Raw genomic sequence first — 14,346 nt, 5'->3', positions numbered from 1 at the left:
AAACCGGCAGGACGCCGGTTAAGCCGCGACGGGGCAGGGACGCCCCGTCGCGGCGGCCCGCTTGGTGATACCGGAGAGAGGGCACACCGAGCCTAAGCGAGGTGCCGAGTGGTGGGGCAAGAGCGTTTTGCTTACTTTTGCGCTTTTCAAAAGTGAGCCGCTGTAAGAGCGGAACCAATATCAGCCATCACCTAAATAACGGATATGCCCCCCCACCCCAGCAACAACCAGCCTACGCAGTCTTCCCGGTATGGTTATTCAGCGAAATAACCTTGGTCTTCCCAATCCGGTGACGATAAATCTCGCGCAGGTACTTGATCGCCTTCTTCACACAATCCCGCGACAGCCGGATATCGTTGATCGACACAAACTTGTCCTTGTCGTTGATCAACTCACGGTACTTCTTCTCATACATCGGTTTGATCGCATACCAGTTGGTGTCCAGGATCTTCGCCGGGTTCTCGAACTCGTTGAGCAGTTCATCAATCCGGTCTTCATCAAAGTCCTCATGGATGATGAAGTCCAGAATCGAATTATCCAGCGTGTCATCAAACCGATAAGGATTACGCGCAAAGCAACGCTTGATAAACGCCACGATCAACGTCAAAAAGTCGTCCGACAAACACGGACTCTTGGCGATCAAGGTGGTCAGCGACAAGTTGGCCGACGCCCCGATCACCAACGCATAACGCTTGAGGGTCGTGTTGGGAAACAGGCTGTTGAGGTGCGTCTTGAGCCGGTTCAGGTCCATATAGGACAGCTTGTAATCCTTGGGCAACGACACAATCGACACCACCGACGAGCAGTTCTTGAAGAAGTGCAGGTCATGCAGCGCCGCCGCGTCATACCCGGAGTTCTTGTACTGCTCCAGGGACGCCTTGTAGCGCTTGGACTCAATCGGCAACAGGCTGATGCCCTCTATCGCCTGGGTCACCTTGTTGAAGTGCGGCAGGTCAATGGAGCGGAAGAACAGGTCGTCGATGTTCAGCCGCTGCGGCTCTTTTTCGAACACCTTGAACTTGTCGCTCGACGGCGCCGGGGTTTCCGGCACCACCGATTCGGCGTAGGCAATCGCCACCGGGCCGGCCAGGCTCATGAACAGGTCGTTGGCATCCAGGCGGATGGTCTCGCCAATGTCGATCCCGGCCCGACGGAAATAGTTCTGATCGTAGTCGGTCGTAACCGCCTGGGCCGTCAGAATGTTGAAGATCTGCTGCGAGATGTACTGGTTGGCGTGTTTCTCCATGGCATTGACATCAATGTTCTGGATATTGCCGTCATCGCTTTCTTCGGCGTAACGCATGATGTCGTTGGAGATCAGCATCATCGCGTTCCACGGCCGGATGCGGCCTTTCACGCTGGCTTCGCTGCTGTCTTCATTGTCGAAGTTGTACGAGAAGTCCCATTCCTCCGACAGGTATTTGCACAGCAGCCGCCCGGCGTTGATGTGCAGCGCCTCGGACATTTCGCTGCGGTGATCGGAGATATTCGGCAGCACACAAATGCCGCTGGTGAAGATCGGCTCGAACACAAAGGCGTGGCCGCTTTTGCTGTCGTGCTCGTCGGCGGGCTTGGTGTCGAACGTCTTGTTCATGTACGAGTGCTGCTGGGCCAGGCCGAATTCCGAGGCCATGCCCGAGCCGGTACCGCCGCCGGCACTGAAGATCGAGAAGTACAACCGCGACTGGTTGGCTTTGATGCCGCAGGAGTCGATCAGGTACGAATGGATCATCTTCCAGTCGGGGCTGGAGAAGCGCTGGGTGTCTTTGTTGAGGATGATCTTGGCCAGGTACTGGCCGAGGATCGGAGCGTTACCGGCGCCACCGGCATGGACTTCCGAGAGGTCCATGATTTTCATCTTGCTGTAGTCCCGCAGGAAACCGCTTTTCTCACCCTTGCGCGAGAAACGGATGCGCCCGGCGATGTCCTTGTCCAGGTCGCCCAGCATCACCAGCGGCTCTACCAAGAATACCGGCTTGGTGCCCTTGTTAGAACCCAGGCGCAGGTTGTTGCGAATCCACTGGGCGGGTCGATATCCCTTATCGGTGGACTTGTCTTCGTTGCTGAATTCGTTGAGGTAGAACTTGCGGGCGTTGTACACCAACTCCGCCACATCCAGGGCAATGTTCGAACCGCAGCGGCCCAGGCCGATCAGGCACACCGAGGGGAATTCCTGCTCGTTGCGCAACTCACCGTCGACTTCCAGGTGCGGCGCACGCGGGAACACCATGTCGCGCAGGCCGTCGAGGTTATCGAGGATGCGGTCGGTGTTGGTCTCGGTGAAGTACAGGTACTGCTGGGTGGCCAGCGGGCGGGCGGTGCTCAATGACTTTGAACCTGAGGGTTTTTCCGCAGGGCCTGTCAGCAACACGTCGGATACCGCAGTGGCAGAGTTATTTTTAGAAGTCATTGTGCGCCATGTGCCTGGACGGATGGCTGGAAAAGTATCAAATAGCCATCACAGAATGAGAGATCGCAACTTTACAGTGCGTCCTGGTCCTGGGCGATAGGGTTTAACCCTAGGGTTTTAAGGGGGAAACTCTGGCCGGACTCTGATGAATCGGCCGTTCGTCGGGGTTCTTTAATGAAATGATGGCGATTTGCCAAATTTTCGGCGTCAGCGAATTGGCCGAACGATGGACGCCGGCCCCGTACGACCCGAAGGCGGGTCTTTCGGCACCGGCTCACCGCCCGTGAGGCCCAGCAGGCTGAACATGTTGTGCTGATCAAGGCCGTTGATCACCGCGCTGATATCACTCATCGGCACTGCAGCACTGAGCAAGTAACCCTGGACGAAATCGCAGCCGTGTTTTTGCACCACTTCCAGCTGTTGCAGGGTTTCCACGCCTTCGGTCACCACCTGCAAGTGCAGGGTGTGGGCCATGCCGATAATGGCTTGGACGATCTCGATGTCGGTGGTGGATTTGGGAATGTCCTGGATAAACGAGCGGTCGATTTTCAAGGTATTCAGCGGCAGTCGCTTGAGATAGGCGAGGGACGAATAGCCGGTGCCGAAGTCGTCAATCGACAGCGAGACGCCCAGGGCGCGGATCTGCCGCAGCAGCGCCAGGGTGCTGCTGATATTGCCCATCAGGGCGTTCTCGGTCACTTCCAGTTCCAGGCGATTGGCAGCGATCCCGCCGAAGCGCAGAGCGCTTTCGATTTCGTCGGCCAACTCGTCGCGGGTCAGGTTCAGGGCCGAGCAATTGACCGCCATGATCAATTCTGTATGACCCTGCTCCGACAGCAGACTCAGGTCGTGACAGGCCTGGCGCAGCACCCAGTGATCCAGTTCGGCAATCAGCCCGTTGTTTTCGGCAATGCCGATAAACCGATCCGGGGTCAGCAGGCCATGTTGGGGATGTTGCCAGCGCACCAGGGCTTCAAGGCGGGTGATCTTGCCTTTTTTTAGGTCAAGAATCGGTTGGTAGAACAGCACCAATTCGTTCTTGCCGCGCAGGGCCGCCCGCAGTTCTTCTTCGAGCTGCAGTTCCAGGAAGGCCCGGGTTTTCAGGTTGGAGCTGAAGAAGTTCAGGCTGTTGCGCCCGGCATCCTTGGACTGATACAGCGCAAGGTCGGCGGTTTTAAGCAATTCTTCGCTGGTTTTGCCATCTTCGGGGAAGAGGCTGATGCCGATGCTGGTGGTCATCACCATGCGCCGGCCCGCCAGTTCGATGGGGTCTTTCATTTTCTGCATGATGCGCTGGGCCATGTGCCGCGCCTCATCGCGATGATGGATGCTGATCAGGATGCAGAACTCGTCACCGCCAAACCGCGCGACCACATCGTCATGGCTGCGTACCGAGCCTTTGATGTGGCCGGCGAGCACGGTCAGCAGTTCGTCACCGGCGTCGTGACCGAGGCTGTCGTTGATGCGCTTGAAGTGGTCGATGTCCAGGAAAATCACCGCCAGCATGCCGTCGGTGGCGGTTTTTTCCGCAAGCTTCTCGGCAAAGATCTGGTTGAAGCCACGGCGGTTGAGCAGGCTGGTCAGGGCGTCGTAGTGCGCCACCTGTTGCAGGGAGGCGCGAGCCTGGTCCAGCTCGGTGAGCAGTGCATTGACCCGGCGCAGGTCGGTTTCCTTGTGTTGCAGCTTCTTGTCTGCCAGGGCGGCGCTGATGCTGCTGCCGATCACCAGCAAGGCGATGACCGCCACCAGCAGGCCCAGTTGGACCGGGTTGTTGTCCACCGGCAGCGCCGACGGCACCACGCCCTCAGGCACCAGCAGTTGCATGGCCGCCATGCCGGTGAAGTGCATGCTGATAATGCCGGCGCCGAGCACCAGGCTGGCGGCGTACTTGAGTAATTGATGGAACATCCCCGTGCCGTTGCGCAGGTACAGCGACAGCAGCAACGCCGCCAGGCTGGCGCCGATGGCGATCACCACCGAGGCCAGGAACAGCCCGGTCTCGAAATACACGCCCGCCTCGGAGCGCATGGCCGACATGCCAACGTAGTGCATCAGGGCAATGCCCAGGCCCATCCACACCGACGCCAGCACATATTGATAAGCGTGCAGCCTTGGGTGACTGAGGGTTTGCATGGCGAACAGCGAAGCGATCAGGGCGATCAGCAGCGAGGCGAATGTCATGATCAATTCGTAGTGAATTGCGATAGGCGCCTGGAAGGCCAGCATGCTGATGAAGTGGGTCGACCAGATGCCGCCTGCCAGGCAGCCCGCGCCTACCCAGCGCCAGTGCCGTTGAGCCTTGAGGTTGTCGACATGGCCGACACGCTCGGCCATGTCCAGGGTGCCGAAGCCCGCTGCACACGCCACTACATACGCAAGTAGCACCAGAAAGGGGTTATGACTGCAATTGAGTAATAAGTGCCCGCTGTCCGGAAGGTCGGTAAAAAAATGCAAACCAAGCCATTCCATAGCATGTCCCGTCATAAGTCTTTGCCTGACAATGCTCTGAGTATAGAGAGCGTGGGCAGGTTGCAAGGGCTGATGGCAGATTGCTTCTAATCATTTGGCGATGAATTTATAAACAACTAGAACTAAATGAATAGGGATGACCGCCAGGGTCGCCCGATGGAGTGACATCAGACTTACGAATCATTACAGACAATCACCGCGGGGCTGACTAGATTGCAGGTTCCGGGCTCAGGATGCGTCTGGCATCGCGGCTCACATAACAATAAAAGAGACGGACCCATGCAGAACTCGACCCAAGCGGCGAATGCCTGGCGCATTCTGTTCCTGTTGTTTCTGGCCAACCTGTTCAACTTTTTTGACCGCACCATTCCCGCGATCATCATTGAACCGATCCGTATGGAGTGGCACCTCAGCGACTTCCAGCTCGGCATCATCGGCACCGCGTTTACCATTGTTTATGCGATCGCCGGACTGCCCCTCGGGCGCATGGCCGACACCGGCTCACGCAGCAAACTCATGGGCTGGGGGCTGGCGGCGTGGAGCGGCCTGACCGCGGTGAATGGTCTGGTGGGCAGTTTCTGGACCTTCTTGCTGGTGCGCATGGGCATCGGCATCGGCGAGGCCAGTTATGCGCCAGCGGCCAACTCGCTGATCGGCGACCTGTTTCCGGCCCACCGTCGGGCGCGGGCCATGGGGATCTTCATGCTCGGCCTGCCCCTGGGTCTGTTGCTGGCGTTCTTCACCATCGGCGCGATGGTCAAGGCGTTCGACAGCTGGCGCGCACCGTTCTTTATTGCCGCGGTGCCGGGGCTGATCCTCGCGGTCTTCATGTTCTACATCAAGGAGCCCAAGCGCGGCGCGGCGGAAACCGTGCAAGTCTCCCAGGAGAAAGTCGACCGGCCGATTCGCCGGGTGCTGGCGGTACCGACTTTCCTGTGGCTGGTGCTGGCAGGGTTGTGCTTCAACTTCGCCACCTACGCCTGCAACTCGTTCCTGGTGCCGATGCTGCAACGTTATTTCCTGTTGCCGCTGCAGGATGCGGCGGTGGCCACCGGTGTTATCGTCGGCATTACCGGCCTGGTGGGCCTGACCCTGGGCGGCTGGATTGCCGACAAGATTCATCAGCGCATCGCTAACGGCCGGCTGCTGTTCGCGGCGTGCAGCCTGATCATCTCCACTGTCACCACGGCTTGGGCGTTGCACGCCGGGCGGATCGAGATTGGTGTGTTTGTGGCGCTGTTCAGTGTGGGCTGGCTGTTTGCCTATAACTTCTACACCTGCGTGTACACGGCGATCCAGGACGTGGTGGAGCCGCGCCTGCGGGCGACGGCGATGGCGTTGTTCTTCGCCGGCTTGTATTTGCTGGGGGGTGGCATGGGGCCGATTGTGGTGGGCGGGTTGTCGGATCATTTTGCCCACTCAGCGATGTATGCGGCGGGGGCGGAGCAGATGACCGAGGCTTATAAAGCCATAGGGTTGCACGATGCCATGTACCTGATTCCGGTGGCGCTGTTTCTGACCATGCTGTTTCTGTTCCAGGCGTCCCGCAGTTTTGTGCGTGATGCCAAGCGGATGAAGGATGGGTTGGGGGTGGTGGAGGTGCCGGCTGCGGCGGTGACTGCTTGAGACCGAGGTGACGCCATCGCAGGTAAGCCAGCTCCCACACCTGATCGAGTTGTTGCTGATGTACACGGTCACTGTGGGAGCCGGGCTTGCCCGCGATGACGGCAGCAAGGTCACCGATGAAACCCTGTGAACAAAAAAAGGCCCGCATTGCGCGGGCCTTTTTGCTTGGCAGGGCAGAGCGGCGACTTTAGCCCGCGACCAACACCCGAATCGCTTCCAGTCGCAGCGCCGCCTTGTCGAGCATGGCCAGGCCTTGCTCGCGCTGCTGGCGCAGGGCAACCAGTTCGCTGTCACGCACGGTCGGGTTGACCGCTTGCAACGCGGTCAGGCGTGCCAGTTCTTCGTCGGTATCCGCCGCCAGGCGACGTTGAGCCTCGGCCACACGCTCGGCGTGGCGCGGTGCGATCTTCTCTTCACCGGCGTTGATCCGTGGCGTCAGCTGGTCGCGCTGAGCCTGGACGAACTTGTTGGCACTGGCACGCGGCACGCTTTCCAGCTGGTCGTTCAAGGTCAGGAACGAGACGCGGCCCGACAAGTCATTGCCGTTGGCATCCAGCAGGCAGCGCAACGCGGCCGGTGGCAGGTAGCGGCCCAGTTGCAGCGAGCGCGGGGCAACCACTTCGCTGACGTAGAGCAGTTCCAGCAACACGGTGCCGGGTTTGAGCGCCTTGTTCTTGATCAGCGCCACGGCGGTGTTGCCCATGGAACCGGACAGCACCAGGTCCATGCCGCCCTGCACCATCGGGTGTTCCCAGGTGATGAACTGCATGTCTTCGCGCGACAGCGCCTGGTTGCGGTCGTAGGTGATGGTCACGCCTTCGTCGTCGCCCAGGGGGAAGCTGGCGTCGAGCATTTTTTCGCTGGGCTTGAGGATCAGCGCGTTTTCCGAATGGTCTTCGCTGTCGATGCCGAAGGCGTCGAACAGGGTTTCCATGTAGATCGGCAGGGTGAACTGGTCGTCTTGCTCAAGGATGTCTTCCACCAGCGCATCACCTTCGCCGGCGCCGCCGGAGTTGAGCTCCAGCAGGCGGTCGCGGCCGGTGTGCAGCTCGGCTTCGAGGCGCTCGCGTTCGGTGCGGGCTTCGTCGATCAGCGCTTGCCACTCGCCGTCGTCGGCGTTTTCCAGCAGCGGCAGCAGGCGCGGGCCGAACTGGTGCTGCAAGGCGTTGCCGGTCGGGCAGGTGTTGAGGAACGCATTCAGCGCTTCGTGGTACCACTGGAACAGCCGCTCTTGCGGGCTGGTTTCCAGGTACGGCACGTGCAGTTCGATCACATGCTTCTGGCCGATCCGGTCGAGACGGCCGATCCGCTGTTCCAACAGGTCCGGGTGGGACGGCAGGTCGAACAGCACCAGGTGGTGGGAGAACTGGAAGTTGCGGCCTTCACTGCCGATTTCCGAGCAGATCAGCACCTGGGCGCCGAACTCTTCGTCTGCAAAGTAGGCAGCGGCGCGGTCACGCTCGAGGATGTTCATGCCTTCGTGGAACACCGTGGCCGGGATGCCGGAGCGCACGCGCAGGGCGTCTTCCAGGTCCATGGCGGTTTCGGCGTGGGCGCAGATCACCAGCACTTTGGTGCGTTTGAGCATTTTCAGCTGGTCGATCAGCCACTCGACCCGCGGGTCGAAACGCCACCAGCGCTGTTCTTCATCCACATCCGGCTGCGACTGGAAGCTGACTTCCGGGTACAGCTCGGCGTGTTCGCCCAGGGGCAGTTCGAGGTATTCGTCCGGGCACGGCAGCGGGTAGGCGTGCAGCTTGCGCTCCGGGAAGCCTTGCACCGCGGCGCGGGTGTTGCGGAACAGCACGCGGCCGGTGCCGTGGCGGTCCAGCAGTTCGCGCACCAGGCGGGCGCTGGCTTCGGCGTCGCCATCGTTGACGGCGGTCAGCAGCGCTTCGCCTTCGTCACCGAGGAAACCCTGGATGGTCTTGTGGGCGGCTGGAGACAGGCGGCCCTTGTCCAGCAGCTCCTGGACGGCTTCGGCCACCGGGCGATAGTTTTCGCTCTCGGCGCGGAAGGCGTGCAGGTCGTGGAAGCGGTTCGGGTCCAGCAGGCGCAGGCGCGCGAAGTGGCTGTCCTGGCCCAGTTGTTCAGGGGTTGCGGTGAGCAGCAGTACGCCGGGAATCACTTCGGCCAGTTGTTCCACCAGCGAGTACTCGGGGCTGGCTTTCTCTTCGTGCCAGACCAGGTGGTGAGCTTCGTCGACCACCAGCAGATCCCAGCCGGCGGCGAACAGCGCGTCCTGGGCTTTCTCGTCGTCCACCAGCCATTCCAGAGCGACCAGCGCGAGCTGGGTGTCTTCGAACGGGTTGGCGGCATCGCTTTCGATAAAGCGTTCTTCGTCGAACAGCGCGACTTGCAGGTTGAAGCGGCGGCGCATTTCCACCAGCCACTGGTGCTGGAGGTTTTCCGGCACCAGGATCAGCACGCGGTTGGCGCGGCCCGACAGCAACTGGCGATGGATCACCAGGCCGGCCTCGATGGTCTTGCCCAGGCCCACTTCGTCAGCCAGCAGAACCCGTGGCGCGATACGGTCGGCGACTTCACGGGCGATGTGCAACTGGTGCGCGATCGGTTGCGCGCGCACGCCGCCCAGGCCCCAGAGCGAGGATTGCAACTGGCGGCTGGTGTGCTCAAGCGTGTGGTAGCGCAGGGAGAACCAGGCCAGCGGGTCGATCTGGCCGGCGAACAGACGGTCGCTGGCCAGACGGAACTGGATGAAGTTCGAGAGTTGGGTTTCCGGCAGGGTGACCTGCTCGTTCTGCCCATTGAGGCCGTGGTAGACCAGCAGGCCGTCGACGTCGTCGACCTCTTGCACGGTCATTTTCCAGCCTTCGAAATGGGTGATGGTGTCACCCGGCGAAAACCTCACGCGAGTGAGGGGCGCATTCCGTAGCGCATACTGGCGGGTGTCGCCAGTGGCCGGATAGAGCACGGTCAACAAGCGGCCGTCCTGTGCCAGAACGGTGCCTAACCCCAGCTCTGCTTCGCTGTCACTAATCCAGCGTTGCCCCGGTTGATACTGCTGCGCCATGCTGCCTGACTCCCGCCGTGAAAAAGCCGACTATCTTAACGGAACAAGGGCCCCAGCCAAAGGACTCTGACAAAAACTACCAAGCTTTACGGGTGGTTCGGGCTGCAATCGACGGGTGGCAAGGCACTTGAGACTGACGACTGAGTCACAAGTTGGCAAACGAAGGCTCAAGTGGATCCCGCGCCAGCCGACAGCCTGCTGACAGGAGACTGATAATTATGATTCCACCCATGCTGCCCTTGAGTGTTGTGCCGGTCACGTCGCAACTCGATCCGGTGCGCCAGAAACCGGATATCCCGCCCGTGGTGCCGGTTCAGCCAGGCTCCAACGAAAGCACCATCGACCTGCAAAAGCGCGATCCCGAGGAAGCGGCACTGTTGCTGCGCGAAGAACAACGTCGCCAGCAGGAACAGCAAAAGCGCCGCCGCGAAGCCGATGAGGATCCGCAGGAGCACCTGGCTGTGCCCGGTGACGAACTCAACGCCGACAACACCGTGCCGGTGGTGCCACTGATCGAAGATGCGCCCCGGCAAGGCTTGTGGGTGGACGTCGAGGTTTAATCCCGCAGTTCCCGCAGGGCGGCGATCAGTTGCTCGATGTCTTGCGCCGTGTTGAGGTAGCTCAGCGAAATTCGCGCCACGCTGTCCAGCCCGCGGGCCAGCATGTCCAGCGGGGTGTAGGGCACGCCGTTGGCACCGATGTTGATCCGCTTGAGCCCCAGGCGCCGCTTGAGCTCGAAGGCGTCCCAGCCGGCCAGGTTGAAGGCGATCAAACCGGACTGGTTTGCGGCCACCCCCAGATCATGCAAGGTTATCCCGTCGATCCCGCGCAGTTCTTCGCGAAGCGTGACGCTTAGAAGCCGGACCGTCTCGCGTATCCGCTCAACCCCCAATCGATTGACCTCCAGCAACGCGTTGCCCAGGCCTGCCAGCAAGGCGAATGACACTTCGCTGGTTTCAAAGCGCCGCGCGTCGTTGCGCAGGTCGAAACCCGCCGGGCTCCAGGGCGCAGAAAACACATCGCGCTGGGCAGGGTTCAAGCGCTCCAGAAAATCCGGCCGCACATAGAGCAGGGCGGTCCCGCGCGGGCCCCGCAGATGTTTGCGCCCGGCGCCCTTGAGCACATCGCACCCCAGCGCTTGAACATCCACCGGCACCTGGCCGATGGCTTGGCCGGCGTCGATGAAATAGGCGATGCCGTGGCGCCTGGCGACCTGGCCGATGGCCTCGGCGGGGTTGATCAAACCGCTGTTGGCGGGGAGCCAGGTCAGGTCGATCAACCGCACCCGTGCGTCGAGCATGGCTTCCAGGCCAGCGACGGACACGGCGCCGGTTTCATCGCAAGGAATCACCTCAATCCGCGCGCCTGCTTCTATGGCCGTCTGCATGCTCGCCAGGTTGCCGCCCCATTCGTGGCGGCCCACCAGGATCCGGTCGCCCGGCTGCCACGGGCCCAGCGCCTGGAACGCCATGCTCCAGGCGGTGGAGCCGCTGCTGGCGAAAGCAATCGATGATACCGGCGCGTTGAGCAATTGCGCGGCGGCGCGGCGGGCTTTCTCGGCCAACAGCGCACCGTGGTCGCCGGTCTCCATCGGGCCGTCGCGGGCTTCGCGCTGCAACTGATCAATGATCGCGTCGAGCGTGCCCTGGCTGGGCAGGGACGCACCGGCGTGATTGAAGTGGACGATGCCGGACTGGCAGCCCGGCGTTTCGTCCCGCAGTTCCAGGACTTGCGTCGGGGAAAGCGCGGTCACGGCTGCAGCTCGAAAATGGCGTCGATCTCCACGGCCACGCCGCCCGGCAAACTGGCGACGCCCACAGCCGTACGGGCATGGCGGCCCTTGTCGCCGAGGGCGTTGACCAGCAGGTTCGACGCGCCATTGGCGACGGCGCCCTGGCGCTGGAAATCGCCGCTGCTGGCGATAAACACCCCCAGCCGAATGATGCGCACCAGCCGCGACAAGTCATCGCCCAGGGCATCGCTCAATTGCGCCAGCAGACCCAATGCCGCGAGTTCGGCGGCCTTGGCGCCTTCATCTTCGCTGATGGACTCGCCGAGTCGGCCGATGTACGTCGGCTTGCCATCCAGCAGCGGGATTTGGCCGGAGATGAACAGTTGGTTCTGGCTGATCACGTAATTGACGTAGTTGGCGATCGGCTGGCTGGGTGTCGGCAGGTTCAGGCCGAGGGCTTGTACGCGTTGGGCGATGGAGTGGCTCATGTCGAATCCTCGTGGAAAGAGGCTTCAGCATGGGCGGCATGATTTTGGTCGACAAACGGATAGATCTCACTCGACGTATCTAAATAACTCATGCGTCGGCACAGATTTCCTTTAACCATTTACTGAAAGCTGCGGCCGCTTCGCGGGTATCGCCTTGCGGTGCGATCAGCCAGTAACCGATCTCGCTTTGGTAAGGCGGCCAGTCGAAGGCTTCCACCAGCGTGCCGTCCTTCAACCTGCGCTCGATCAACCGGTGGCGGCCCATGGCGATGCCCTGGCCGGCGGCGGCAGCTTCAACCACGATGTTGTAGTCGTGCAACAGCGCCTTGGGATAGTGCTCCACATTCACTTGGTAATGCCGGGACCAGTCGGTCCACTCGAAAGGACGGTGTGAAGTGGCCATTAGCAGCGGGCCATTATCCAGTTGGCTGGCCTTGAATGCCGGGCTGCACACCGGTGACAGGGTTTCGCTCATCAAGCGGGTGGCCTGCACATCTTCCCAGTCGCCCTTGCCATAGCGAATCGCCAGGTCGACCTCGGCAGCGGCGACGTCCGCCAGTTGAATCGCCGGCACCAATTCCACCTGGATGTGCGGGTATCGGCTGAGAAACCCGGCCAGGCGCGGTGCCAGCCACAAGGTGGCGAACGAGGCGAGCAGGCCGATTCGCAGCACGGTGCTGGCGGGCGGTGTTTGTTGCTGGCGCGTCGCGGCGGCGATGGCGTCGAGGGCGGGGCGGATCTGGTTGTAGTAGTGCTGACCGTCTTCTGTCAGATCGATGGCCCGGGTGCGTCGGATAAAGAGTGGCTTGCCCAAGTGCTGTTCGAGCTTTTGCACCTGATGGCTGAGGGCGCTCTGGGTCACCGACAGCTCGACGGCGGCCTTGATAAAGCTCAAATGCCGGGCCACGGCCTCAAAGGCGCGCAGGGCCAGAAGTGGGGGAAGGTCCTTGTGCAGTGCCACCTGAGTGCGCCTCGTGCGTAGAGTGTAAAAGTGCTGATTCTGGGCGATGGCGGTGTAATTTGTCGCCCGTTGTTTTGCTGTCGGTTTTGATCGCCCGGCCTGCATGGCATTGGCTTGGGATTTGTCTTACATAGACTTTCACAATTATTCTGAAGAATTTACGCCTCATTATTGAGGTGATGGAACGATGCACAGGTATGTAAAAAAGTGGTTGTTTGGGGTGACTATTACGGCGGCACTTTGCGGGACGGTACTGGCAAATGAGTCACCGTTGGTGGGGGCATGGCGCTTGGTCGGTTATCAGGTTGAGTCCCAGGCTACCCTTGAGCGGATTCCTGCGATGGGAGGCCATCCTACCGGGCGCGTCATTTTTACCGCTGATCACCGAGTGGCTTTTGTGCTGACGGGTGAGGGAAGAAAAGCGGGATCAACGGACGCGCAAAAGGCGGTGTTGCTGAATACGCTGGTGGCCTATACCGGTATCGAGCGGGTCGAGGGCAACCGATGGTGCACACAGGTAGAGGCCGCCTGGAACCCGGATTGGGTCGGTACCGAGCAGTGCAGGGATTTTGAGGTCAAGGGGGACACGTTGGAAGTGCTGACGCCTTGGCGAGAGATGCCGAATTGGCCGGGCGTTACACGCTCCATCATTACCTTTGAGCGCGATAAATAAGCGAGTGAGTGTGAGTGCGGCGGGAATTTTCTCCAGGGTATTTGCCGCAACGCAGGCAAGGCCGCATTATTGAGTCATTCCCGCCACAACGTAAGCCAAGCCATGAGTGATGACGACAAGCTGATTGACCTGAATGCCGAACGTGCCAAACGCGTTCATGACCTCAATGACAAGCGTCTGAACGAAGTGCGCCAGGCATTTGAGCAGGCGATGCCGTTGGGTAAGGCTAAGAAAAAGCCGAAAAACAAACCGAAAAAGCGTTGATATAGCCTGCATCATTTGATGCAGGTCAGTTATTTCCCTTCTTTACGTCCCGTCGCGGGCGACATTGATCCTAGTCAATTTCTTCTTTCGTCTTCTTGGTTAACTTAGCCCTATCGCAACAGGGCAAGTGCAGGAGGCCGGTCATGTTTTTCGATAATGTGGTATTTGCCGGAGTGCTGACGGTTGGCCTCATGGTGATGTTCTTTGTAGGGTTTGGAATTTTTATCTGGAAAGACGCTAACAAGCGTAAGAAGCCTTAGGTCTTTTCGGGATACATGAGCACGCAAGGCATTTTGGGCGACTTCGGTCGCCTTTTTTTTGTTTTTTTTTAGGGGGGTTGAGTACATATCTGTTGCTGCGGTAACGGCTACTTAGGGTTCCGCTCTTACAGCGGGTCACTTTTGAAAAGCCGGAATGCCGGCCCAGCCCAAAGCAAGCAAAGGGCTCTGCCCCGCTTGTCGGCGCCTTGCTGTGGCTCGGCGTTCCCTTGGGCTGAATGGGGTAGTCAGATCAAAAGCAAGATCAAGATCAACAGCACGGCGGCCTGAAAGCCGACCTGAGTGTGGTGAAGCAAAGGCAAAAGCCGCTTTTCTGTAGGAGCTGGCTTGCCGGCGATGCAGGCAACTCGGTACATCAGATACACCGAGGTGATGCCATCGCCGGCAAGCCAGCTCCTACAGTGGACCGTG

At 60.3% G+C, this 14,346-nt stretch carries 12 protein-coding genes and 1 pseudogene; 6 read left to right on the top strand and 7 right to left on the bottom strand.

Going from position 1 to position 14,346, the window contains the following annotated elements; genetic code table 11:
* Nucleotides 1-232 precede the first annotated feature (232 nt).
* Nucleotides 233-2,410 (bottom strand): hypothetical protein, encoded by a 2,178-nt coding sequence (locus tag HX875_RS30165; RefSeq protein ID WP_177048376.1) that lies wholly within the window; start codon nt 2,408-2,410, stop codon nt 233-235.
* 207 nt (nt 2,411-2,617) lie between these two features.
* Nucleotides 2,618-4,879: a putative bifunctional diguanylate cyclase/phosphodiesterase gene (locus HX875_RS30160; protein ID WP_177048374.1), complete on the bottom strand. Its 2,262-nt coding sequence runs from the start codon at nt 4,877-4,879 to the stop codon at nt 2,618-2,620.
* Between the two features lie 279 nt (nt 4,880-5,158).
* Here HX875_RS30160 and HX875_RS30155 point away from each other — a divergent pair, with 279 nt between their 5' ends.
* Together HX875_RS30155 and HX875_RS32940 are read left to right on the top strand one after the other, a co-directional pair.
* Complete coding sequence (locus HX875_RS30155) at nt 5,159-6,505, top strand: spinster family MFS transporter (protein ID WP_017479353.1); 1,347 nt, start codon at nt 5,159-5,161, stop codon at nt 6,503-6,505.
* A gap of 7 nt (nt 6,506-6,512) precedes the next feature.
* Nucleotides 6,513-6,635 (top strand): hypothetical protein, encoded by a 123-nt coding sequence (locus HX875_RS32940; protein ID WP_256348204.1) that lies wholly within the window; start codon nt 6,513-6,515, stop codon nt 6,633-6,635.
* A gap of 57 nt (nt 6,636-6,692) precedes the next feature.
* Here the strand turns inward: HX875_RS32940 and rapA are convergent, their stop codons facing one another.
* Nucleotides 6,693-9,539, bottom strand: coding sequence for an RNA polymerase-associated protein RapA (rapA, locus tag HX875_RS30150; protein WP_177048372.1), 2,847 nt, complete (start codon nt 9,537-9,539; stop codon nt 6,693-6,695).
* A gap of 218 nt (nt 9,540-9,757) precedes the next feature.
* On the opposite strand from rapA, the gene HX875_RS30145 reads away from it, so the two are divergent.
* On the top strand, nt 9,758-10,099 hold the full coding sequence (locus HX875_RS30145) for a hypothetical protein (RefSeq protein WP_010176684.1): 342 nt from the start codon (nt 9,758-9,760) through the stop codon (nt 10,097-10,099).
* On the opposite strand, the gene HX875_RS30140 is transcribed toward HX875_RS30145, so the two are convergent.
* From HX875_RS30140 to HX875_RS30130, 3 genes are all read right to left on the bottom strand, one after another.
* Complete coding sequence (locus tag HX875_RS30140; protein WP_177048370.1) at nt 10,096-11,292, bottom strand: aminotransferase class V-fold PLP-dependent enzyme; 1,197 nt, start codon at nt 11,290-11,292, stop codon at nt 10,096-10,098. The two genes, HX875_RS30145 and HX875_RS30140, sit on opposite strands and share 4 nt — an antisense overlap.
* Nucleotides 11,289-11,759 carry a RidA family protein gene (locus HX875_RS30135; RefSeq protein ID WP_177048368.1) on the bottom strand — a complete coding sequence of 157 codons (471 nt, stop codon included), beginning with the start codon at nt 11,757-11,759 and terminating at the stop codon, nt 11,289-11,291. Before HX875_RS30135 ends, HX875_RS30140 begins: the two co-directional genes overlap by 4 nt.
* A gap of 88 nt (nt 11,760-11,847) precedes the next feature.
* Nucleotides 11,848-12,720, bottom strand: a complete 873-nt coding sequence (locus HX875_RS30130) for a LysR substrate-binding domain-containing protein (protein ID WP_177048366.1) — start codon at nt 12,718-12,720, stop codon at nt 11,848-11,850.
* 187 nt (nt 12,721-12,907) lie between these two features.
* Between HX875_RS30130 and HX875_RS30125 the strand changes: the two genes are divergently transcribed.
* From HX875_RS30125 to ccoM, 3 genes are all read left to right on the top strand, one after another.
* The gene (locus tag HX875_RS30125; RefSeq protein ID WP_177048364.1) at nt 12,908-13,393 is read left to right on the top strand and encodes a lipocalin-like domain-containing protein; all 486 of its coding nucleotides are present in this window, start codon (nt 12,908-12,910) and stop codon (nt 13,391-13,393) included.
* 102 nt (nt 13,394-13,495) lie between these two features.
* Nucleotides 13,496-13,657 carry a hypothetical protein gene (locus HX875_RS30120; RefSeq protein WP_003172386.1) on the top strand — a complete coding sequence of 54 codons (162 nt, stop codon included), beginning with the start codon at nt 13,496-13,498 and terminating at the stop codon, nt 13,655-13,657.
* Nucleotides 13,658-13,800: 143 nt separating this feature from the next.
* Nucleotides 13,801-13,917 carry a cytochrome c oxidase subunit CcoM gene (gene ccoM, locus HX875_RS33030; protein ID WP_010176679.1) on the top strand — a complete coding sequence of 39 codons (117 nt, stop codon included), beginning with the start codon at nt 13,801-13,803 and terminating at the stop codon, nt 13,915-13,917.
* 245 nt (nt 13,918-14,162) lie between these two features.
* On the opposite strand, the pseudogene HX875_RS32655 reads toward ccoM, so the two are convergent.
* Nucleotides 14,163-14,346: pseudogene (locus tag HX875_RS32655) on the bottom strand (hypothetical protein); the annotation flags it as partial.

It is taken from the genome of Pseudomonas yamanorum, from assembly GCF_013386765.1.
GTDB lineage: Bacteria > Pseudomonadota > Gammaproteobacteria > Pseudomonadales > Pseudomonadaceae > Aquipseudomonas > Aquipseudomonas yamanorum_A.
Note: the sequence above shows the minus strand (reverse complement) of the source record. Positions and strands in the feature narration are given on the sequence as shown.